Raw genomic sequence first — 21943 nt, 5'->3', positions numbered from 1 at the left:
CTGCCATCTATTTTTTGAAAGACCATGATGGCTTTACCAAATGCTCCTGCGGCCAGCAGCAACGCCGCTTTCACTCCCATCCCTGCCAGCGAACGCGTGTTTTCCTTCCGCGATCATGCCGCGCTCTGGTTCAGCCTCGGCGTCGGCCTGCTGGTCATGCAAATCGGCGCCTTCCTCGGCACCGCGCTGGGGACACAAACTGCGCTGTTCGCGATCATCGTCGGCTCTGTGCTCGGCGCTGCCTTGCTGGCACTGGTCGCCTATATCGGTTTTGAACGCGGCCTGTCGAGCCCGGTGCTGATGTGTCAGACCCTGGGTAGCTCGTTCGCGAAATTACCGGTCGTATTGAACGTGGTGCAACTAATCGGATGGAGTGCCTTTGAGCTGGTCGTCATGCGCGACGGCACGACCGCTTTGATCAAAGACATCACCGGCCTCGACACCATCTGGCTGCCGTATGTCACTGCGCTGTTCTGGGGCTTGCTGCTGGTCGGCCTGGCGACCGGTTCGATGATAGGACTGGTACGCTGGTTCGTTGGTCGCTTCGGCCTGCCGCTGGTGATCCTGTCGCTGATCTGGCTTACCTATCAATTCGTCCTGAAAGCGCAGGCGCAAGGACTGGATGCGATCTGGCATCGCGCGGGCGACGGCTCGATGAGCACACTGGCAGGCATAGATCTGGTGATGGCAATGCCGGTATCCTGGTTGCCGCTGGTGGCTGACTTCGCACGCTACGGCAAGGCTGGCACCACGACTTTCCGTGGCACCTGGCTCGGCTTTGCAGTGGCGAATATCTGGTGTCACGCTCTGGGTGTATTGATCGTCAGCACGTCCAATCCCGGCACCGACCTGATGACCACCCTGCTGCTGGCACAAGGCGGCCTGATCGCACTCGGCCTGATCCTGATCGATGAAATGGATAACGCTTATGGCGATGTGTATTCCGGTTCGGTCTCGCTGAATTTTCTGCACGGCAAATTCACCATACGTTTCTGGGGCATCACGCTGGCTCTGGTCGCAACGGCCTGTGCCTTGTTCCTGCCCATGCATGGCCTGGAACCGTTCCTGCTGACCTTGAGCTCGGTGTTTGTACCTTTGTTCGGCGTGGTGATTTCGCAATTGGTATTAAAAGGAGAGGCCACCGAAAAAGGTGTGAATGTAGTACCGGTGGCGATCTGGTTAATCGGTATCGCGGCATTCCATCTATGCCCGCTGATGTGGCCGGTAGTCGGCTCGGCCTTGCCTGCCCTCGCCATCACACTGCTGCTCGGTAGCATCTATCGCATCGCACGCCGCCCAGCATTGCAGTCGGCATAAAATAAAAAGCAATAAAAAAACGGCTGCCCGGTTTCCCTGGCAGCCGTTTTTTTCACCTGCTCGCTTACTGCGCCGGCGTCCTGCTCCAGCCGCCACCCAGTGATTTGAAAACATCGGTCGTCCCGGTCAGGCGCAACAACCTCAGTTGCGCCAACTGGTCATCAGCCGTGAACAAGGTACGCTGTGCATCCAGCAGTGTGTTCAAATCATCCGCACCTTCGCGATAACGCAACTCAGACAACTGCAATGCACGTCGCGCTTCTTTTCTGATTTCGATTTGCGCCTGCTCCTGCGCCAGATTGCGGCTGGCATTGCTGAGTGCATCATCCACTTCTTTCAGCGATGCATAGACGGTACGACGATAACTCTCGACCAGCTGACGACGCACTGATTCGCTGGTTTGCACTTGCAGGCGCAAACGATTGCCGTCGAACAGCGTCTGCACGAAGCTGGCAGTCAATCCGACGCTGTATGCAGGATTACCGAGCGCCAGCAACGCGGCACTGGAATTACCTGCACTGCCGGTCAATGAAATCGTCGGCAGCAAAGCCGCACGCGCAGCTGTCACATTGGCATCAGCTGCATACAGCTGTGCTTCCACACTAGCCAGATCCGGCCTGCGCGTAATCAGCGTGGAAGGCAGGCCCGGACTGACCTCCGGCACCGTCAATGCATTCAGATCCTGCGCCACGACCTGCAAAGCCTGCGGCTGGCGTCCGAGCAAAATCGCCAAAGCACTGACCGTCTGCCGCTCCTGTACCTGCAACGGCAGCAAGATGTTGCGTTGTGCCAGCACTGTGCCGCGCTGACGGCTCATATCGAGAGCCGAGGCTGAACCATAACGATAACGTGCCTCCACGATCGAATAGACTTTTTCGGCGATCGCCAGGTTCTCTTGCGCCACTTTCAGACGCACGCGCAAAGCCAGGGTCTGAAAGTAGGCATTCGCCACCCCTGTCGTCAGCGTCAGGCGCACGGTTTCCATGTCGTAACGGCTGGCATTCAGCGTCGCATTGGCACCGCTGGCCACTGCGGCGACACGACCCCACACATCGACTTCATAGGCGACGCTGAGCGCGACACCGGTGTTTTCTGTCCTGGTCCAGCCGGTAGGCGTTACACCCGGCTTGTTGGAACCGACACCGGTATTCGCGCTGACGGTCAGCAACGGAAATAAAGAGGCACCTGCCAGACGCGCCGTAATCTCGGCCTGCGTCACGCGCTCCGCGGCAATGTTCAAATCAGGATTGTTGGCCAGTGCCTGATCGATCAGGCCCGACAATTCATCTGAACCAAAGCCACGCCACCAGTCACGCTGCAACTCGGCGGTGGCAGACGAGGATACCGCCCAGCTGGCCGGCATGTCGAGATTCGGTCTGGTTGCATCTATGCGCCCGGCGCAGGCGCTCAGGGCCAGCACGGCAGCGACGGCCAGTGCCAGGCGGGTACGATGGAAAGTAAAACGTGTCTTCATGGATTTCATTTCATTCTGCCGACAAGGCGACCACAGGGTCGAGTTGCGCTGCTTTCTTCGCAGGCAGGTAACCAAACACCAAACCCGTCATGAATGCACAGCCAAAGGCCAGCACCACCGGAGTCAGCGAATATTTGATAGGCGTGCCGAAGGCGTCTATCACAGCTGCTGTCGCCAGCCCGCCGATGACACCTATCGCACCACCTATCGCCGATACCACCACCGCTTCGATCAGGAACTGCTGCATGATGTTGGCCTCACGCGCACCGGTCGCCATGCGGATCCCGATTTCGCGGGTACGCTCAGTGACGGATACCAGCATGATGTTCATCACACCTATGCCGCCGACCAGTAACGAGATCGCCGCTATCGAACCAAGCAGGATGGTCAGCGTATTCTGCGTCTGCTCCATCGCCTCCATGATGGAGGCCATATTGCGGATCTGGTAATCGACGGTGCCGTGACGTTCCAGCAGCAGCTTGTCAACTTCTTCCTGCGTGTCGTCTATGTGATCGACGTTTTCGACCGCCACCGTCACGTTGCGCAGATAACGCTGGCCCGACAAACGCAAGCTGCTGGTGGAGTAAGGCACGAACACCACATCATCCTGATCCGAACCCATAGGTGATGCACCGCGTTCCGACATCACACCTACCACCTGGAATAGCAGGTTGTTGACCAAAACAAACTCACCGATCGGATTTTCATCCGCAAACAAGGCGGTTGCCACTGTCTTGCCAAGCACTGCAACGGCGGCGTAATTCGATTCATCTTCCTCACTGAAGAATGTGCCCTTCTCCACCGGCCATTGCCGTGCCAGTGGGAACTTGGCAGAAGTACCTGTCACACTGGTCGAGGTATCCGACGTACCAAAACGCAAGGTCACACTGCTGCTCTGCTCCGGCACTGCGGCCAGCACATTCGGCAACTCATCGATTGCGCGTACATCTTCGACCACCAGCGTCGCCGTACTATTGAAGCCGCGCTGATTAGGTACCCCAGGTCGTACCAGCAGCAAATTGGAGCCCATCGCACTGATGCGCTCAACCACTTCTGCCTTGGCACCGTCACCGATCGCCAGCATGGCAATCACCGAAGCCACACCAATTACGATACCGAGCAGCGTCAATACAGAGCGAAAAAAATTTGCACGCAAGGAACGCAAAGCCATCTTGGCCGCTTCCAGCATATCGCCCAGACGTGAGCCGACACCTGTTACCAGGGGCCGTACGAACTCTGCCTGTGTCGGCATTTTTTGTGCTGGGCCGGGATCGGACAGGATGTGCCCATCCTTGATCTCGATCAGGCGCTGTGCGTGGTCGGCCACTTCCTTCGCATGCGTAATCAGCAAAACGGTATGGCCACGTGCCGACAAATCAGCCAGCAGCTTCATCACATCCTGTCCGCTTTTACTATCCAGCGCACCGGTAGGTTCATCGGCCAGGATGATGCGTCCGCCATTCATCAGGGCACGCGAGATAGACACCCGTTGCTGCTGACCGCCAGACAATTGATTCGGTCTGTGATGCGAACGTTCTTCCAGCCCCAATTCCGTCAGCAAGGCGAGTGCCCGTGCATGCCGCTCAGCTGGCGGCAAACCGGAATACATGGCCGGCACTTCGACGTTCTCTGCCGCACTGGCTGAAGCGATCAGGTTATAGCTCTGGAACACAAAGCCGAAATCATCACGCCGCAACATTGCCAGCTCATCACGCTCAAAGCCGGAAACATCACGCCCCATGAAGTGATAACTACCGCTCGTCGGTCGATCCAGACAACCAAGGATATTCATCAGCGTCGATTTGCCGGAGCCGGATGCGCCCATGATGGCGACAAATTCGCCTTCATAAATCTTCAGGTCGATGCCGTGCAATACCTCGACTTCGAGCCCGCCATTGCGGTAGGTCTTGGTGACGCCACGCAACTCTATCAGCGGCGTTTCATCATGTGAACGCGTGATGTTGCTCACGACGTCCATATCCATCTGCTCGTCCAACTTCTGCTCGTCCATTACCGGCTCCGGCCGGATGGCCCGCCCATGCCTGGCGGCATACCGCCTTGCTGGTTAGCAGGTGAAACCGGACGCTTGGCAGACGGCGGCAATTTAATGCCGAGGATGATGGTGTCACCTTCTTCCAGTCCGCTCAGGACTTGCATCTGCACACGATTAGTCACACCCAGCTCAACCTTGCGTTGTTCGATATTGCCATCCTTGCCGATTACCTTGACGGTGCCGGTGCGGATTGCGCGGGTCGAGCTTTGCTCGGCAAAACCACTGCTGGATGCCGCCGCTGCGTCAGCTGGCGGGTTCCCTTTGGCATTGCCGGCCTCAGATTTCTCAGCCTTCGCAGACTTCGCCTCATCTTTTTTAGCAGCAACCGCAGCGACTGCGGTATCTGTCGCTGGCGTCTCTGCCAGCTTCTCTGCTTCACGCAAGGCACGGCGACGCTCACGCATGGCTTCACGCTCTTCAGGTGTCATTTTTTCCAATGCGGCGCGGCGTTCTTCCGGCGTCATGTTTGCAAACGGATTTGCAGCGGGTTTTGCTTTGTCGGCATTTGCAGCTGCAGGTACTGCTGGTTTAAGCGGAGCCGGAGCATCTGCTTTCTTGTCTGCGACTTTCTTGTCGCTGGCGGCGCTATCCTTTTGCTCAGTTCCTTTGCGCTCAATTGCATTGCGGTCATTACCATCGCTACGATCACGACGGCCACTGCTACCGCGGCTGGTCGTCACTGCCGCAGTCGGCACCAGCAAGGCATCCTTCGCAGTCGCCGCGATGAAGAAGACTTGCGTCGTCATGCTAGGCAACAAAGCCTGATTCTTATTCGGTACGTCAAACAAGGCGTTATACAAGACCACATTGTTGGTCACGGTAGGCGTCGGTTCCACCTTGCGTAAAGCGCCATACCAGCGCCGACCCTGACTACCCAGCGTGGTGAAGTAGACTTCCATACCCTTGCGCAGTTTGCCGACTTCGGCTTCCGATACCTGGGTCTGTACCGTCATCGTCGACAGATCAGCGATACGCAAGATAGTCGGTGCCGTCTGGTTTGCATTCAAGGTCTGGCCCTGGCGTGCAGTCAATGACACCACAGTGCCATCCATAGGCGCGTAAATTTTGGCGTAATTAAGATTGGCTTCGTCGGCACGCAAGGTTGATTGTGTCTGTTCGATCTGCGCCTGCAAGGCATCGATTTGCGCCCTGGCTGAACGCAATGCCGCTTCTGCCGTCTGCATGGAATCAGCCGTGGTGGCATCTGCCGCCATCAGGTTTTTCTGCCGGTTGTATTGCAGCGTAGCCAGTGCCAGTTGCGACTCACGATCTTTCATCGTCGCCAATTGATTGCGCAAACCCGCACGGCGCGCATCCACTTGTGCCAGGAAAACGGTCGGATCGATCTCGGCCAGCAAGTCGCCCGCTTTCACTATCGAGCCGACTTCGATATACAGCTTCTTCAATTGCCCCGACACCTGTGCACCGACGTCTACATACTCCAGCGGCTGCACGGTACCGGTTGCCGTCACCAGATCCTGGATATCGCCGCGCTGTACTTCGGCGACCTGGTACATTTCGCGCGGATCTTTTTTGCCATAGAACTTCTTCCAGCCCCAGTAGCTGGCGGCGCCCACCAGCACTATCAACAGAACGATCAGTGCACGACGACTGAAGAGGCGTTGGCGCAGGCCGACGAAAAAGGAAGTGGACTTCATGGGCAAAGGCATACGAAAAGTGAACGATTAAATTGGTTGATACACAAGCGTCAATAACTATTGCTATAACGCGGGAATAAATCTGGCGCGAACTGCGCGTTCAGGGACGGGCACTCAATACATGCGCCACCTTAGAACATGGGCATGACAACAGAATTACGGATAGTGAACAATTCCTGCCCGGACTGGCTGGCTATTCCAAAACGTGATGGCGTGGCTGGCAATGTCGCGCATCCGGCGATAAACGCATCGGATTAACGGTAGCTAAAGATAGCGAGTCTGCCGGGTATTATCAAGATAATCCCGGTTTCCATAAGGTAAAGAATTGTGAAGCGTTACAACCAATAAAAATGGCGCTGAATGTTGCATCAACATTCAGCGCCATTTTGAGGTTCACGGCTGACAACTAGCGCTGCCACCGCATCCCGAAAGACTTAGCCGCGATCGACGAAAGCGCGTTCGATCACATAATCACCCGGCTGGCCGATACCCGGCGAAACTTCAAAACCGAGCTTGTCGAGTTCACCGGCCGTGTCTTTCAACATATCCGGGCTACCGCAAATCATCGCGCGGTCAGTCAACGGGCTCATAGGATCGATGCCCAGGTCTTCGCACATTTTGCCGGTCGAAATAGCAGTCGTGATACGACCTTCATTGACGAAAGGCTCACGTGTCACGGTTGGGTAGTACAGCAGCTTGGCCGCGATTTCTTCACCCAGACCTTCGATTTGCAGCAATTCATTGGCGACGTAATCACGATAAGCCAGTTCGCTCACCAGACGCACACCGTGTACCAAAACCACCTGGTCGAAGCGCTCGTATGTATCCGGATCACGAATGATGCTCATGAACGGAGCCAGACCAGTGCCACTGCCGAACAGGAACAAACGTTTGGCTGGCAACAGATCGGAAATAACCAGCGTACCGGTAGGCTTGCGGCCGACCAGCATTTCATCGCCGACTTTCAGGTTTTGCAGGTGTTTGGTCAGCGCGCCGTCCTGGACCTTGATCGACAGGAATTCCAGATGCTCTTCCCACGCAGGGCTGGCAATACTATAAGCACGCAACACATTCTTGCCGTCGATCGGCAAACCGATCATGACGAAATGGCCGCTTTCAAAACGGAAGCTTGGTTCGCGAGTGGTGGTGAAGGAAAACAGCGTGTCGTTCCAGTGGTGTACAGAGAGAACACGAACAGTGTCAAAAGCAGCCATAAAATCAATACATCCTAAATATCAAATTGTCTTTGTACAAACAAGCGAGGCATACGGGCAAACAGTTTGCGACGCGTGCCGACAGATGCTCCCGGGCTTCCCGGAAAAAGGAGCGCGTATTTTACCAGTCGGTTACCAGTCGGGACTGAACTACCGCAGACATCAGCAGGCCAGCCTGTAAGTATTGCCAGCTGCGCCGCATGATGGAGATTGGTCAGAACAAACTACTTGAGAATGGTTCTCATTATAACGAATGCCTTAAAACTCGGCAACATTGCCCGTAAGGATACAGGCTCGGCGCTGTTCTGATAATGACCGAATTGTCATTTGCTTATAACCACAACACTTAAAGCACCGCTCTGCAAATACGTTTACTGATGAATTTACATATGTATACGGGGCGACTATTCTGCAATCCGCAGCCGTTTCAAAACTTTGTTGTTGTTCACCAAACCGTAACAAAACTGTAATCAAGCTGTCATTTGGGCTACGCATAATCCGGCAATTTATTCAACCGGAGCCCCCGATATCATGCGTTTCAACCACCTGCAACTGCGGCCCCTGCCGCTAGTTCTGGCGCTGCAAGCCGTTTTTGCCCTGCCTGCATATGCCCAATTCACCGTAGCCACTGGAACAAATGATACCGGCGCCAAAACGCTGACTGCAGCGACCGCCACCGTTCAGCAAAGTGCCAGCCTGGTCGTTTCCACCCCCAGCGGCAATGCCGCGATTACCGTCAACGCCGGCACTTCCGTCATCAACAATTACGGCACTATCAGCCAGGCCACCGGTGGCCGCGGCATCGATGCCAATGCAGCATCGACCAACATCACCATCAACAATTACCTCGGCGGCGTCATCAATGCCGTAGGTGACGTAGCCATACGCGTCGGCAAAGCCACCGACAGCTTTGTCATCAATAATCAGGGCACCATTTCGCAAACAGGTGTTACCGTTGGCGGCAAGCGCGCCATCAAGGTCGACGTCGACTTCAGCACCACAGGCAATCAAATCATCAACGGTTCCGCTACCAACAAGCTGGCCGTCATCAGCTCGACCGGCGACGACGCCTTGCGTCTGGGCTCGAATACCCTGTTAACCAACTATGGTGAGATCTTCTCGACCGGTAGCGTCAATACCAAGTGCCCGACCTATCTGGGCACAACCAGCTGTCCGAGCAGCGCGCCCTCTGCAGCAGACGGTGTCGCAATTGAAAATGGCATGAAAAATGTCGCCATCCTGAACTATGGCTCCATCATCGGACCACGCCATGGCGTGGATGGCGGCGACCCGATAAACACAGTCGCGGACAGCAATCTGATCGGCGTTGAGCGCCTGATCGTGACGTCTGTCAACGCCAACGGCGTGGTATTCGACAAAGTGGTGAATGGCGTTACATCATCCGGCGTCACAATTCTCGACCCGGTGGTCATCAATATGGCCGGTGGCACCATCACCGGCAACAATGGCTCCGGCGTCGGTCTGGATGGTCATGGCGTCGTCATCAACTACGGCACCATCACAGGTAAGTACGCAGGCGCTGGTAATGTATATGACCACGGCAACCTCGGCCTGACCACCAACAATGGCGACGGTGACGGCGTTGATATTGACGGCGTCGCTTACGTAGAAAATTATGGCCGCATCCAGGGCCTGGGCGCAGGTGGTTTTGATTCCGGCGGCGCGCCAAACGGCGCCGATGGTATCGCAGCAGGTGGCGGCACCATCATCAATCATGTGGGTGCAACTATCTATGGCCAATCAAAAGGCATACTGATAGACGACGGTTCCGACGGCACATCAATGGCCTCTGGCCGCGGCACCACAACCACAACACCCGCTGCCGTCCGCATCGTCAACGACGGCACGATTATCGGCGACAAAAAAGTGGCAATCGGTCTGGTCGGCAGCTTTAACGACACCGTCATCAACGGTGCAACAGGTGTCTTGACCGGCGGCGCAGAAGCAACCCGCCTCGGTGAAAACAACAGCACCGTGGCAGGCGCAGCAGTACAGATGGGCGCAGGCGATGACGTGCTGGAAAACTATGGTCGTATCGAAGGCAAGAATGGCCTGGCGATTGATATGGGTAGCGGCAACGACACCTTGCGTCTGTTCGGCGGCGTTGTGATCGGCAGCATGGACGGCGGTACCGGTGTCAACACACTGGAAACCAAAGGCACGCAAACCTTCAACGCAGGACAATTACTCAACTTCCAGAACATCAACGTCCTGGCTGGCAATACCACCTTCAACTATGCCGTGACCAACGCCAATAACCTGCGCGTCGATGCTGGCGCCAACTTGCGTATCAACGGCGACATCACTGCAACTGGCGACCTGACCGTCAACGGTAGCTTGCAAGCGCCGACAGGCGAAACCTTCCGTAATGTGACCGTCGCCGGCAACTACGTGCAAGGTGCCAGCGGTGTACTGGAAGCACGCATCGGCGCCAACAATGCCAGCGACACCATGACCGTGACTGGCACAGCCACCCTCGCCAACGGCGCAACCATCCGTCCACTGATCACGGGCTCGGTAGCAGACGGCGCGAACTTCACGCTGATCTCGGCAGGTACGCTGACCGCCAGCGCCGCCAACCTGCAAATCAATAACGGCAGCGGCGCGTTCTACACCTATACCTTGCAAGGCAGCGGCAATGACCTGCAACTCGTCGCACATCGTCAAAACGGCCTGGCCAACGTGGTGCCACAAAACCTCGGCAACCTGGCCAGCACGATGAACCAGCTGGCTTCAAGCAACCTGGCTGGCAACGAGCAAGGCCTGAAACTGCTGAACTCCCTGCAGTCCTTGCCGAATGCCCAAGCCTTGTCCGACGCAACAGCACAACTCGCACCGGAAACCAATGCCGCAGCACAATCCACTGCCATAGCGGCGCAAGGCAGCGTGTTCTCTGCGTTCGACAATCGCATGGATGCAGCGCGTGGTGGTGAACAGGTCGCGCTGAATAAAACCGGTCTGGCCGGTGGCGATGCAGCTGGTAACCGCTTCTGGTTACAAGGCCTGGCTTCCCTCGCCAAACAAAAAGCACGCAAAGGTGCGAATGGTTTTGATCTCGATGCACAAGGCCTGGCAGTCGGTTATGAAACAGATCTGAACACATCCGATATGGTCGGTATTTCCGGTGGCTATACACAAGCCGGCAGCGATGGTCGCGATAGTGGTGTCGGCGACAGCAACGACGTCAAATCCTTCCACGTTGGTGGCTACTTCAGCCGCACCGAAAGCAGCTACACACTGGATGCCAGCCTGGCAGTGTCAAGCAACCGCTACACCACGCAGCGTCTGGTCAATATTCCTGGCTTCAACGAAACCCTGCGCGGCAAATTCTCCGGCAATCAGATCGGTGCACGCTTTGAATACGGCCTGCCATTCGTACTGGATACCAAATGGAGCGGTCGCTGGTTGCTGGGGGCACGTGTCAGCCGTCTCGACAACGGCAGCTACACTGAAACCGGCGGTGCCTCGGCACAAAACGTCAGCAACGTCAGCGCCAACTCGGTACAAAGCGTGCTGGGCGTAGAGTTCAGCAACAAGCTGAGCGCCTCATCCAGCGCAACGCTGCGTGCGCGTTACCTGCATGAATTCGCTGATACACCGGCGGTCGAAGCATCGTTCGCCATCGGTGGCCCAGCCTTCAAAATCGCAGGTGTGCAACCAGGTCGTGAAGCACTGCAACTCGGCGTCGGCTATCGCAAAGTCACTGCAACAGGTACCACCGTTGCAGTCGGCTACGATATGGAAGTCAGGGATAAATACCTGGGCCATCAATTGACGGCAAAAGCGATCTGGAACTTCTGATCCGGTTCAAATCGATAGGCGTACGCATACGATGATCGACACCCGGCAGGGTCACAAGCTCTGCCGGGGTCGTTGACGGATAGCGACGCAGGAAATCCTGCAGTAAAAACGGCGGCACCACCTTGTCGTCCGCTCCCACCACATGCAGTTGCGGCAAGCGCGCCAGTTTCTGCTGTACTGCCACCACACTCAAAGAAGTACTTAAGGGCGTCACTTTGTGATGCATCGTCCACGCGGCATGATCGAGCGGCGATGCAACCGTCATCAGTAGCGCCACATCATCACGCTGCGCCGCCACCAGCGCAGCCATCACACCGCCACCCGAGTAACCAGCCAGCACGATTTTCCTGGCCTTAGTCATACGCTTGGCCTGATCCACTGCCGCATTAAGGCGTTGCACCCACTTCCCGGCAAAACGACCATCAGTCCAGTCCGCTACCGAGCAGGCATCCAGTTCATCAGCAGACTGGTATTGGCACGGACGCGCAAGGTATAGCACCGTAGTTTGCGAGATATCTTTCGCGAGTCGCCAGCCGACCGGATCCACCGGCGTCGGATCCATCGAAGGCTCGCGCATATTCAGCCAGGCGCGACCGTCGCCTTCTATGACTATCCACAGATAAGCGGGCGACGTTTGCGGCGGTGTTTGTGTGCGCAGCAGGCCGGTCAGCGGCGGTGCGCTGCCAAAGCTGACAGGTGTAAATCCGGCGGCCTTGCCCTCCTGCACTATCAATTGATAACGCTCGCCTGTCGTCATCGCACAAGCGGATAACAGGAGTCCGGTCACAAGCAGGGAAGCGTAGCGCAACAGGCGTGAGCGCCTGTCTGATTGGGTATAAAAAAAATCCATCGCCTAATGTCTCTGCAATTAATGCAGCCGTCAAGCCGATGGACAAAATATGATGGTTAACGCAACCGGCTCTGCTCACCGCATGTCTGCCACGACCAGACCATGCAGTCTCTCCGGTTTCCGCGCTGCATATGCAGCCAGCACGGTCGCTCTACGTCGCCATCACAGGACTTCTGTTCAGGATGTTCCAATAAAAACCGGCACGGGACACCTCTTCCGCAAACGTCTCCGGCACCACAGGTTTGACGATATAGCTATTCACACCGTATTCGTAGCAATACGTGACATCCGGCTCTTCGGCGCTAGACGTCAGCATAATCACGGGAATGAACCTGGTCTGTTCCGTCGTTTTGAGTATCTTCAACACATCCAGCCCGTTGATCTTGGGCATATTCAAATCAAGCATGAGTAAAGTCGGATCGCCGCTGGTGCGATCGATGAACGATCCGGTGCAGAAAATATAATCCAGCACCTCCTGCCCATCCTTCACCCAGGTCACATGCGCCATCAGACCGACTTCTTTCAGCGTGCGCAAAGTTGCTTCCGCATCCTTGTGCGTATCCTCTGCCAACAGAATATGTATCTTCTGCAAGTTCTTCATGCGCCCCCCACCCAAATAAACCGAACATCACCACTTCGTACCAGCCACTACCTACCTAAATACATTCGAGGGCACAGGCGCTGACATAGGCAACAATGTTTAACAAATTCTGTTCTTGATTATCGTTCTTATCCTTGTTTCTCTCACTGCGGAATGGAAACAGGTGTAAACCCGGAATGCTTTCAAGGTACAGCAAAGCCACAAACTGATATATCTGTTGCCAGCAGAATTTTGAAATGTTTACATTTTCCGTAAGGCATTAATTTCATTGGAAATATTCTCTCCGGAGCGGGTAGTCAACGACTACCAGACATGCAGGCTGCAGGCCTGTGTAGCGCAATTCCGACAAACCCGATCATCAGAAAAAAGCTACCCGTTACGGTGCGAGGCATACAATGTAGGCATCACCGCAACAAACTCATTATTGGAATAAAAGATGGAAAACGCCGTATACAACAAGGCACTCGCCGCATTGAAAAACCAGTTCGGCATGCCGCGACCACTGTTGAACAAGAATGGCGCACGGTTTTTGCGCAACGGTACGATCACGATTTATCACACCGAACTGGCGCCGGGCAATCAGGCTGAAATCACTTTCAACGTACAGCCGATCTCGTCTTCCTTCGGTATTGCACCGGCCAAGCTGAACGCATTGCTGGACGAGTGCCGACGCCTGACCGGCCACCCGACCGAGGTCAACAAACTGCAGGACTGGCCGCGCATCGGCCTGGCGACAGAAGCAGACGTCACGCTGGTAATGGACAAACTGGTTGTCTTAAAAAAATAAGCGTTGCAAATCCCCTCCACAAATCTGTTTCTCGCGTATAAACTGGAAGCACTAGCCGCTCGTGCCACAGGCTCGCCGATGTAATGTGACAAGGGGGAAATGATGGATAACCTGAACGTACAATTTCATGTCTCCGTTTTAACCGTACCGCATTTCGTCACGGCAGATCAGTTCCCGGAATGGCTACAACGCGAAGCGCTCGCCATCCAGGAATTAAGTGAAGATAACGGTCTGACTATCATCAGGCTCTTCCTCGCTGCACGGATACGCGAAGTGTGGCCGAAGAAAAAGCTGGATGGTCTGCTACAGGGTATTACTGATAAATACCCGCATATCTTCCGGGTCGAGATGGTCGTCATCGACGACACGCTGGATTTCGATGAGATCGAGTTGATACAGTCAGACGCCGAAGATGAACTGGCGCTGGTACTGGAAACCGTGAAGCAATTCCAGGAACTCAAGGTCGCACGCAGCAAGCTGCATTAAGTCTCGCTGCAAGCTGTATTAAACACCGGCCATCAGCATGGCCGGTCATCCCTTACTAGCTAAACACAAAGGCCAGCATGGCCGCGTCTTCTTCCAGCATGACGATCAGCATCAACGCCCATAGCAGGCCATGCGCTTGTAGTGATGCCAGCAGGTTTTGAAAGTCGGGCTTGATGGCCAGCTCCGGGATGGAAGGTTGCGATGCGCCATCATACTCCGATGGCGCACACCCGGGCCCGGCTTAAGCCGTCAGTTTTTGCATCTCGCTATACAAGTCGGCTTTGCCTTCGAATCCTATGCCTGGCAAATCCGGCAAGGTGATGTAACCGTTCTGCACCTTCACACCATCCGGGAAGCCACCATACGGCTGGAACAGGTCAGGATACGATTCATTGCCGCCCAAGCCCAGACCGGCAGCGATGTTCAGGGACATTTGATGGCCGCCGTGCGGGATGCAGCGTTTGCGTGACCAGCCGTGCTCGTGCAGCATGTCCAAAGTGCGCAGGTATTCCACCAGACCATAGCTCAACGCACAATCGAACTGCAGCCAGTCACGATCCGGGCGCATGCCGCCGTAGCGGATCAGGTTGCGCGCATCCTGCATGGAGAACAGGTTTTCACCTGTCGCCATCGGCTTGTCGTAATAGCTGCGCAAGGTCGCCTGCAACTCGAAGTCCAGCGGATCTCCCGCTTCTTCATACCAGAACAAGTCATATTGCGAGAGTGCCTTCGCATACTTCACTGCGGTATCCAGATCAAAGCGGCCATTTGCATCGACTGCCAGTTTCTGTCCGTCACCGAGCACGCTCAGGATGGAATCGATGCGGCGCAAATCTTCATCCAGCGATGCGCCGCCTATCTTCTTCTTCACTACCGTATAGCCACGATCGATATAGCTGCGCATCTCATCCTTGAGCTTGCCGTGATCCTGGCCCGGATAGTAATAGCCGCCAGCAGCGTAGACGAATATCTTGCGATCAGCCTGGCCATTGCCATAACGGTCTGCCAGCAACTGGAACAAGGGCTTGCCTTCGATTTTGGCGACCGCATCCCACACCGCCATATCGATGGTGCCGATGGCGACCGAACGTTCACCGTGGCCGCCTGGCTTCTCATTGGTGAACATGGTGTTCCATATCTTGTGCGGATCGAGATTGTCGCCAGCGTCGTTAATCAGCGTAGCCGGATCAGCTTCCATCAGGCGCGGGATGAAACGCTCGCGCATCAGCATGCCCTGGCCATAGCGACCATTCGAGTTAAAGCCATAACCAATCACTGGTTTGCCGTCACGTATGACATCTGTCACCACCGCCACCAGACTCAGTGTCATCTTGCTGAAGTCGATGTAGGCATTACGGATGGGCGAACTAATGGGCAGGGTCTTTTCGCGGATTTCAACTATCTTCATGGCAACTCCTCAAATATCTAGCTATGCAGGGGGACGAGCAAATACAGGAGCCCTAGCTTATGCGCAGAAGATCGCTTTATAATTCACTTAAATTCATATAATTATTTACTTATAGTGAAAACTGACATCACTTCCGAACTCGATTTTTTTGTCCTGATTGCGCGCTTCGGCAATCTGTCGGCAGCCGCGCGTGCACTGGATATCACGCCACCGGCAGCAACCAAACGGCTGGCACAACTCGAAAGCCGGCTCGGCGTCAGACTGGTGAATCGCACCACCCGCAGCATCAGCCTTACCAGCGAAGGCGAAATCTACCTGGCTTATGCGAACAAGATACTGGCTGAAATCAGGGAAATGGAAGACGCCGTCTCGTCCGGCGGCGGCACACCACGCGGCCTGTTACGTGTGAATGCGACGCTGGGATTCGGCCGTACCGCTATCGCACCGCTGGTATCTGAATTCGTCCGGCGCTATCCGCAAGTGGAAGTGCAATTTGACGTCAGCGACAAACCCATCGATCTGGTTGAAAACGGCTACGACCTGGCGATACGTTTTGGCACCCTGCCCGATGCACGTCTGAATGCGCGCAAGCTGATGTCGAACCGGCGCTTCCTGTGCGCCTCCCCGATTTACCTGGAACGCCACGGCACACCGAAGACGCTGGCCGATTTACATCAGCATCGCTGCATTACACACAGGCAGAACGATGAAGCCGCTGCCACCTGGCGCTTCACACATGAAGGTCGGAATGAGGTCGTCAAGGTAGAGAGTGCCTTGTCCAGCAACGATGGCGACATCGTGCTCGGCTGGGCGCTGGATGCGCATGGCATCCTGATCCGCTCGGAGTGGGATCTGGCCAAATATGTGAAGAGTGGTCGTCTGAAAATCGTGCTGCCGGATTATGTTTTGCCGTCAGCCGATCTGTTTGTCTACTACCCGAATCGACGCAATCAAAGCACGCGGGCGCGTGCCTTCATCGACTTCCTGATCGAGCATATCGACATGCTGGCAGCGCTGCCGCTGCCAGACTGAATCACCGCGGACAAGGGCTGGCCGGATTGGTGGCGAGTGCCGCCAGATGGCTCGCAATCTTTTGCGCGGCCCTGTCAGTAATGCGTTGCGCACCTTGGGCCAGTGCATCCATACCTGCTCCGACCGGCTCGCTACCCGACCACTGACAAGCTGCATTTGCGCCAGTATCGCTACGTCGTGCAGTCCAGCTAAAGGCAGCGCCAACCCCCGTATTCTCTATCGCATCGAACTGGCGCAATTGCACGGCTACACGCCACACTGTCTGGCCCTGGCTGCGTCCGCTCTTGCTGACATCAACTGCGCCCAGGCGATTCGTGATCCCGGCGGAGAGTGCATCCCGCATTTCATTTTCAAACGATGAAGTCCAGCGATACTGCTCCAGCAGCTCCAGTTCCGCGCTCTGCCCGCCTGGTTTGGTCAGCACCATCTGCGGCCGCGCCAATCGTTCCGGCACGGCGACCGGCGCCAGTTCGATGAAGACCGGCGCGGTCGATGCAGTTGCGAACGCATTCGCCGCTGGCCCGCTCAGGGTGTAATAGCGCGCATTGGATGTGCTGCCGCAGGCACTGAGCAGCAGCGCTGCCGCCAATACACTCGCCGACATGAGGCAGCGGGATGGTGTCAGGAATTGCTTCATTTGTTTTCCTCCGGTTTACCGCGCAACAAGGATTCAGGGTGACGTTCCAGATAATCGGTCAGCACGCGTACCGAGCCTGCTGCACGTGTAATTTCACGCATCGCTTCGCGCATATCCTGCTGCAGCGGCGAATCCTGCGACAACGTTTGCTCCGCACTATTGATGGTTTTGCGTGCATCTTTCATCGCCGCCGTGATCTCTGGCGAAACATCGTTATTCAACGTGCGTGTCAACTCTTCGGCACTGACCAGGGTCTTGTTCAGCGTTGCCAGCGAAGTACGCAAGTCCTTGCCTATCTGTTCGAACGGAACCTTGTTCAGCTTGCTGGCGATTTCCTGTATCTGCGCCTGCAACTCGTCGAGGCTGTTCGGCACGGTCGGCAACTCGAACGGCGTCTTACTCAGATCGACTTTAACCGCAGGAACTTTAGGGAAGAAGTCCAGCGCCACATACACTTGCCCGGTCAGCAAATTGCCCGGACGTAGCTGTGCGCGCAAACCTTTGTTGACCAGGAATTGCAGACGTTGCTTTTGCGCCTGCGCGGATTCCTTGCCCTCACCCGGCACCGGACGACGCAAGCGATCCGGATAAATTTGGATCAGCACCGGCATCCGGAATTCACGCTCATCACGATCAAACTCGACGCCTATGGATTTCACTTCACCGATCACCACGCCACGGAAATCTACCGGTGCGCCTGGCGACAGACCACGCAAGGATTGATTGAAGAACAGCAGCATGGTTTCTGCCGAGCCGTCTTTTTGCTTCATCGCGGCGACTTCATCTTCGGCCAGCGCGAACACCGTATTTTCCAGCGCGGGCGGGGTCGCAGCAGGCGTGCCCAGGTCCGGCGTACCGAAAGCAATACCACCAAGCAGAATGGTCGCCAGCGACTGCGTACGCAGCGTTAAACCACTCGCACTCACCTGCATATCGAGGCCGCTGGCATGCCAGAAGCGGGTATTCGCTTCGACGAATTTTTCATAAGGCGCATTGACGAACACGCGCAACGTCACTCCCTTGCCATCACCATCCAGTTCGTAGGCCGCGACCTGACCGACTTTCACGCGACGGAAATAAACCGGCGATCCCACATCCAGTGAACCGACATCCTTGGCATGCAACAGAAATTGCCGCCCCGATGCATCACGCGTCACGATAGGCGGCGCTTCCAGGCCGACAAATTCGTCCGAGGTTTCTTCTTCGCTACCGGCATCCACGCCGATGTAAGCACCCGACAATAGTGTTCCGAGACCGGAAATGCCGGAAGTATCAAGACGCGGACGTACGACCCAGTAGCGCGTATCTTTTGCAGTGAAAGCCGATGCATCCTTATTCAATTGCACTTTCACGCGCACATGCGAGCGATCACGCGACAGACGCAGACCTTCGACTATGCCGATCTGCACATCCTTGTATTTCACTGCCGTCTTGCCAGCTTCCAACCCTTCCGCGGTCTTGAAACTGAGCTCGATCTCCGGCCCGCGCTGCATCAGGATATGCACCACCAGCGTGATGCCGACCAGTGCCGCAATAATAGGAATAAACCAGACCAGCGAGGGCAGCCAGTCGCGCCGACGTGCGACGCTGGGAGCCGGGGGGGCTTTACGTTCTTCAGTATTAGTCATGATCTGCTTTCCTTGTCGACTCCGTGAGCCGGGCTTGATTCAATGATTCTTGTGTCTCGTCGTCACCGTCCCAGGTCAGCTTGGGATCAAAGCTGAGCGATGCCAGCATGGTCAGCACCACAACCGAGCCGAAGGCGGCGATACCCAGACCAGCGGTAATTTCAGCAAAGCCCTGGATGCGCACCAGCCCGGCCAGCAAGGCGACGACAAATACATCCAGCATGGACCAGCGTCCTATCAATTCGATCACATGGTAAAGCCGTGCGCGTTCGCCACGCCGCCAGTTGCTGCGTCGCTGCGCCATCAGCACCAGGATAAAGAGCGCTGCCAGTTTGAACAGCGGCACCAGAAAACTGGCGACAAAAATAATCGCGGCCAAACCATAGGCGCCGCTGACCCAGAAATAAATCACGCCGCTCAGGATGGTGTCGTTCTGCGAGCCGAACAAAGTCTTGGTAATCATGACCGGCAGCAGGTTTGCCGGCAAATACATCATGCAGGCTGCAATCAGAAATGCCCAGGTGCGGTTCAGGCTGTCGGCCTTGCGTGTGCGCAGTTTGGCACCGCAACGTTCGCAGGCCGCGCCTTCTTCCGCCTGCTCCCATACCGTATCGCAATGATGACAGGCGATCAGTCCCATATTGACGGCGCGTTGCGCCTGATCGCAGGCTTGCTCACCACTGACAACTGTACTGCCATCAGCAGGAACGACGAGATCCAGTGTCTGCATACTCATCGCAACTCCCCTGCACTACGCTCTTCTGCGCCTTCGACCATATTCCATAATCCACGCGGATCGAAAGACACTACCACCGTCAGTAAAACAGTCAACGCCATGAAAGCCCACAAGGCCGGTCCCGGCAGGACTGTCGCCATACTCGATAACTTGATGATCGCCACCAGAACACCGAGCAGAAACACTTCGACCATACCCCACGGTCGTAACGATTGCATGATGCGCACCAGCCATGCAAAGCCGGTAGCGCGATGCTGCTTTTGCAAAGGCAGCAGCAACCACAACAGAATCAGCAATTGCAGCAAGGGGAATAACAAGGTCGTCGCCAGCACCAGCATCGCCACCAGCGACATGCCTTCACCTGCCAATGCCATCACGGCACCAGTCAAGGTAGTCTGGCTGCGCAAGCCGCGCAGTTCAATTTCGACGATGGGGAACAGATTCGCAATCAGGAACATGATCAGACTGGCGACTGTCAGCGGCAGGATGCGCTGATGCTGGCTGCCCGTATCGCGCTCCAGCTCGGTGCCACAGCACGGGCAACGCGCGACTTCGCGTGCACGTAGCGGCACCCGTGCGTACACGGAGTCGCAGCCTTCACACACGATGATGTCGCGCACTTCTTTCATGGTGACCTGAATGCCCGTAAAAACATATGGATGCTGTAGCTGCATGCGGCCTTGTCGCGCTCGGCCGGGCCGTTTGCGTAGCCGCCTTCCAGTCGCGCTTCCTGTGCAATGCCATTAATCAGATTGCCCAGCATGCGCGCCGCCTGCTCCGGATCGTCTATTTGCAATTCACCGCGTGCACAAGCCGCACGCAAGCAACGTTCCAGCGGATGATAAATCTGGATCGCGACTTGCTGCCTAAGATAATCCGCCATCTTTTCCAGGCGATGACACTCGGCCATCACCAGTCGATAAAACTGCACCGAACGTTGTTGTACCGAATGTGCGACCATGCGCTGCGCAATCACTTCCAGTGCTTGCGCCACAGGTAATGCAAATACTTCCTCCGGGAATACCTGATGACGCAATTGCTCCAGCTCGCGCTGCAAAACAGCAATCAGCAAGCCTTCCTTATTGCCAAACAATTGGTAGGCAGTCGATGCCGAACCACCGGCCTGGCGCACGATCTCCTGCATGGAGACATCGGCATAACCGAATTCCAGGAATGCATCCGCTGCCGTTTCCAGCAGACGCTGGCGACGTGCCTCCCCTTTCAGGGTAGGTGCAACTCGGCTGGATTCGGATGCGACAACGGTCATAGTAATAGCAGGCGCGAGGATCAGATTAAACAGTAATGTACACTACATTACATAAAATGATGACTTTCTTGCTACGCCAGAACTCAGGAAACAGGTGCCTGTTGTCAGCCGTCGACTACGCGCACCAGGGCTGTCGCTGTGCGACGATGGAATACATCAAGGGTATGCGCGGCATACCGGTTGGCGGCATCATGCGCCGTCCGCCACTATCCTGCATGCCGTCAAAACCTTTCCAGCCATTGGCGTAAGGGTACTCATCCAGCCGCGCTACGCCTAAACCAGCCTGACTCAAGGCCGTGATCACCTGCCCTAGACCCCAAGTGAATTCATGGCTGGAATGCGGGTTAACAAAGTCTTGCTCACCTGCCTGGTACTCCCCTACCGCCAGACCATCACCGGATTCAGCCACATAATCGCTGACACCACTCTCAGCCAGCGGCGCGGTATTGAAGTAGTCGTAGCGCATCGTCCAGTCCTGATCAAAGACCATCGCATAGGGATGGAATTCGATAAACACAAAGTGCCCGCCGGGTTTCAACACGCGTGCAATACCTTGCGCCCACGCATTTAAATCCGATAGCCAGCATAAGGTGCCATAAGAACTGAAGACCAGATCGAAACTTGATCCGGCGGCATGCGCCAGGTAATCGAATACATCAGCCCGCTCAAAATGTGCCGGTATGCCGGCATCCGCTGCAAGCTGCGTGGCGAAATCAATTGCCACATCCGAGATGTCTACACCGGTGATATCCGCACCCAGACGGGCGATACTCAAGGTGTCCTGTCCGGCATTGCATTGCAGGTGCAAGGCCCTGAGGCCACGCACATCGCCGAGCAATGCTACTTCTTCCGGGAATAGGGTAGAACCGCCATTGCGGAAAAACAGCGCCTGGTTGCCCTTATGGCTGTTGTGTGCACGCGTCGCCGCATTCCAGGAGAGCCGGTTAGCTTCATGTAAATCTTTACGCATATC

At 55.9% G+C, this 21943-nt stretch carries 18 protein-coding genes; 5 read left to right on the top strand and 13 right to left on the bottom strand.

Annotation, left to right across the window (positions count from 1 at the left end):
* Positions 1-27 precede the first annotated feature (27 nt).
* Positions 28-1317: a cytosine permease gene (locus DBR37_RS05955; protein ID WP_124574171.1), complete on the top strand. Its 1290-nt coding sequence runs from the start codon at positions 28-30 to the stop codon at positions 1315-1317.
* A 64-nt stretch (positions 1318-1381) separates the two neighbouring features.
* Here the strand turns inward: DBR37_RS05955 and DBR37_RS05950 are convergent, their stop codons facing one another.
* The 4 genes from DBR37_RS05950 to DBR37_RS05935 all read right to left on the bottom strand — a co-directional run bounded on the left by DBR37_RS05950 (position 1382) and on the right by DBR37_RS05935 (position 7716).
* The gene (locus DBR37_RS05950) at positions 1382-2791 is read right to left on the bottom strand and encodes an efflux transporter outer membrane subunit (protein ID WP_124573557.1); all 1410 of its coding nucleotides are present in this window, start codon (positions 2789-2791) and stop codon (positions 1382-1384) included.
* 10 nt (positions 2792-2801) lie between these two features.
* The gene (locus DBR37_RS05945) at positions 2802-4775 is read right to left on the bottom strand and encodes a MacB family efflux pump subunit (RefSeq protein WP_124574170.1); all 1974 of its coding nucleotides are present in this window, start codon (positions 4773-4775) and stop codon (positions 2802-2804) included.
* Positions 4776-4801: 26 nt separating this feature from the next.
* A complete protein-coding gene (locus DBR37_RS05940) occupies positions 4802-6502 on the bottom strand; it encodes an efflux RND transporter periplasmic adaptor subunit (RefSeq protein ID WP_124573556.1) in 1701 nt (566 codons plus the stop codon).
* 434 nt (positions 6503-6936) lie between these two features.
* A complete protein-coding gene (locus DBR37_RS05935; protein WP_124573555.1) occupies positions 6937-7716 on the bottom strand; it encodes a ferredoxin--NADP reductase in 780 nt (259 codons plus the stop codon).
* A gap of 531 nt (positions 7717-8247) precedes the next feature.
* On the opposite strand from DBR37_RS05935, the gene DBR37_RS05930 reads away from it, so the two are divergent.
* The gene (locus DBR37_RS05930; protein WP_124573554.1) at positions 8248-11538 is read left to right on the top strand and encodes an autotransporter outer membrane beta-barrel domain-containing protein; all 3291 of its coding nucleotides are present in this window, start codon (positions 8248-8250) and stop codon (positions 11536-11538) included.
* Here DBR37_RS05930 and DBR37_RS05925 read toward each other — a convergent pair.
* Both DBR37_RS05925 and DBR37_RS05920 read right to left on the bottom strand, forming a co-directional pair.
* Positions 11483-12388 carry an alpha/beta hydrolase gene (locus DBR37_RS05925; protein WP_124573553.1) on the bottom strand — a complete coding sequence of 302 codons (906 nt, stop codon included), beginning with the start codon at positions 12386-12388 and terminating at the stop codon, positions 11483-11485. The genes DBR37_RS05930 and DBR37_RS05925 overlap by 56 nt on opposite strands.
* A gap of 151 nt (positions 12389-12539) precedes the next feature.
* The gene (locus tag DBR37_RS05920) at positions 12540-12989 is read right to left on the bottom strand and encodes a response regulator (RefSeq protein ID WP_124573552.1); all 450 of its coding nucleotides are present in this window, start codon (positions 12987-12989) and stop codon (positions 12540-12542) included.
* A 436-nt stretch (positions 12990-13425) separates the two neighbouring features.
* Here DBR37_RS05920 and DBR37_RS05915 point away from each other — a divergent pair, with 436 nt between their 5' ends.
* The gene (locus DBR37_RS05915) at positions 13426-13776 is read left to right on the top strand and encodes a hypothetical protein (protein WP_124573551.1); all 351 of its coding nucleotides are present in this window, start codon (positions 13426-13428) and stop codon (positions 13774-13776) included.
* 99 nt (positions 13777-13875) lie between these two features.
* The gene (locus DBR37_RS05910) at positions 13876-14262 is read left to right on the top strand and encodes a hypothetical protein (RefSeq protein WP_233588292.1); all 387 of its coding nucleotides are present in this window, start codon (positions 13876-13878) and stop codon (positions 14260-14262) included.
* A 241-nt stretch (positions 14263-14503) separates the two neighbouring features.
* Here DBR37_RS05910 and DBR37_RS05905 read toward each other — a convergent pair whose 3' ends face one another.
* Positions 14504-15670 (bottom strand): mandelate racemase/muconate lactonizing enzyme family protein, encoded by a 1167-nt coding sequence (locus tag DBR37_RS05905; RefSeq protein ID WP_124573550.1) that lies wholly within the window; start codon positions 15668-15670, stop codon positions 14504-14506.
* Positions 15671-15784: 114 nt separating this feature from the next.
* Between DBR37_RS05905 and DBR37_RS05900 the strand changes: the two genes are divergently transcribed.
* The gene (locus DBR37_RS05900; protein ID WP_124573549.1) at positions 15785-16702 is read left to right on the top strand and encodes a LysR family transcriptional regulator; all 918 of its coding nucleotides are present in this window, start codon (positions 15785-15787) and stop codon (positions 16700-16702) included.
* A gap of 1 nt (position 16703) precedes the next feature.
* Here the strand turns inward: DBR37_RS05900 and DBR37_RS05895 are convergent, their stop codons facing one another.
* The 6 genes from DBR37_RS05895 to DBR37_RS05870 form a co-directional block, all read right to left on the bottom strand.
* Positions 16704-17339, bottom strand: coding sequence for a membrane integrity-associated transporter subunit PqiC (locus tag DBR37_RS05895; RefSeq protein WP_124573548.1), 636 nt, complete (start codon positions 17337-17339; stop codon positions 16704-16706).
* Entirely contained in the window at positions 17336-18967 is a 1632-nt protein-coding gene (locus DBR37_RS05890; RefSeq protein ID WP_124573547.1) for an intermembrane transport protein PqiB, read from the bottom strand. The genes DBR37_RS05895 and DBR37_RS05890 overlap by 4 nt, the downstream gene beginning before the upstream one ends.
* The gene (locus DBR37_RS05885; RefSeq protein WP_124573546.1) at positions 18960-19703 is read right to left on the bottom strand and encodes a paraquat-inducible protein A; all 744 of its coding nucleotides are present in this window, start codon (positions 19701-19703) and stop codon (positions 18960-18962) included. The genes DBR37_RS05890 and DBR37_RS05885 overlap by 8 nt, the downstream gene beginning before the upstream one ends.
* On the bottom strand, positions 19700-20332 hold the full coding sequence (locus DBR37_RS05880; protein WP_124573545.1) for a paraquat-inducible protein A: 633 nt from the start codon (positions 20330-20332) through the stop codon (positions 19700-19702). The genes DBR37_RS05885 and DBR37_RS05880 overlap by 4 nt, the downstream gene beginning before the upstream one ends.
* On the bottom strand, positions 20329-20970 hold the full coding sequence (locus DBR37_RS05875) for a TetR/AcrR family transcriptional regulator (protein ID WP_124573544.1): 642 nt from the start codon (positions 20968-20970) through the stop codon (positions 20329-20331). Before DBR37_RS05875 ends, DBR37_RS05880 begins: the two co-directional genes overlap by 4 nt.
* Before the next feature lie 115 nt (positions 20971-21085).
* Entirely contained in the window at positions 21086-21940 is an 855-nt protein-coding gene (locus DBR37_RS05870) for a class I SAM-dependent methyltransferase (RefSeq protein ID WP_124573543.1), read from the bottom strand.
* Positions 21941-21943 lie beyond the last annotated feature (3 nt).

The organism is Herminiimonas sp. KBW02 (assembly GCF_003852535.1).
Taxonomy (GTDB): Bacteria; Pseudomonadota; Gammaproteobacteria; order Burkholderiales; family Burkholderiaceae_D; genus Oxalicibacterium.
Note: the sequence above shows the minus strand (reverse complement) of the source record. Positions and strands in the feature narration are given on the sequence as shown.

What these genes read in the sequence shown, in the direction of transcription:
- DBR37_RS05935 (WP_124573555.1), bottom strand. Translation starts at nt 7,716, where the DNA reads ATGGCTGCTTTTGACACTGTTCGTGTTCTCTCTGTACACCACTGGAAC.
- DBR37_RS05905 (WP_124573550.1), bottom strand. Translation starts at nt 15,670, where the DNA reads ATGAAGATAGTTGAAATCCGCGAAAAGACCCTGCCCATTAGTTCGCCC.
- DBR37_RS05930 (WP_124573554.1), top strand. Translation starts at nt 8,248, where the DNA reads ATGCGTTTCAACCACCTGCAACTGCGGCCCCTGCCGCTAGTTCTGGCG.
- DBR37_RS05940 (WP_124573556.1), bottom strand. Translation starts at nt 6,502, where the DNA reads ATGAAGTCCACTTCCTTTTTCGTCGGCCTGCGCCAACGCCTCTTCAGT.
- DBR37_RS05920 (WP_124573552.1), bottom strand. Translation starts at nt 12,989, where the DNA reads ATGAAGAACTTGCAGAAGATACATATTCTGTTGGCAGAGGATACGCAC.
- DBR37_RS05955 (WP_124574171.1), top strand. Translation starts at nt 28, where the DNA reads ATGGCTTTACCAAATGCTCCTGCGGCCAGCAGCAACGCCGCTTTCACT.
- DBR37_RS05875 (WP_124573544.1), bottom strand. Translation starts at nt 20,970, where the DNA reads ATGACCGTTGTCGCATCCGAATCCAGCCGAGTTGCACCTACCCTGAAA.
- DBR37_RS05890 (WP_124573547.1), bottom strand. Translation starts at nt 18,967, where the DNA reads ATGACTAATACTGAAGAACGTAAAGCCCCCCCGGCTCCCAGCGTCGCA.
- DBR37_RS05910 (WP_233588292.1), top strand. Translation starts at nt 13,876, where the DNA reads ATGATGGATAACCTGAACGTACAATTTCATGTCTCCGTTTTAACCGTA.
- DBR37_RS05885 (WP_124573546.1), bottom strand. Translation starts at nt 19,703, where the DNA reads ATGAGTATGCAGACACTGGATCTCGTCGTTCCTGCTGATGGCAGTACA.
- DBR37_RS05950 (WP_124573557.1), bottom strand. Translation starts at nt 2,791, where the DNA reads ATGAAGACACGTTTTACTTTCCATCGTACCCGCCTGGCACTGGCCGTC.
- DBR37_RS05915 (WP_124573551.1), top strand. Translation starts at nt 13,426, where the DNA reads ATGGAAAACGCCGTATACAACAAGGCACTCGCCGCATTGAAAAACCAG.
- DBR37_RS05945 (WP_124574170.1), bottom strand. Translation starts at nt 4,775, where the DNA reads ATGGATATGGACGTCGTGAGCAACATCACGCGTTCACATGATGAAACG.
- DBR37_RS05895 (WP_124573548.1), bottom strand. Translation starts at nt 17,339, where the DNA reads ATGAAGCAATTCCTGACACCATCCCGCTGCCTCATGTCGGCGAGTGTA.
- DBR37_RS05870 (WP_124573543.1), bottom strand. Translation starts at nt 21,940, where the DNA reads ATGCGTAAAGATTTACATGAAGCTAACCGGCTCTCCTGGAATGCGGCG.
- DBR37_RS05925 (WP_124573553.1), bottom strand. Translation starts at nt 12,388, where the DNA reads ATGGATTTTTTTTATACCCAATCAGACAGGCGCTCACGCCTGTTGCGC.
- DBR37_RS05880 (WP_124573545.1), bottom strand. Translation starts at nt 20,332, where the DNA reads ATGAAAGAAGTGCGCGACATCATCGTGTGTGAAGGCTGCGACTCCGTG.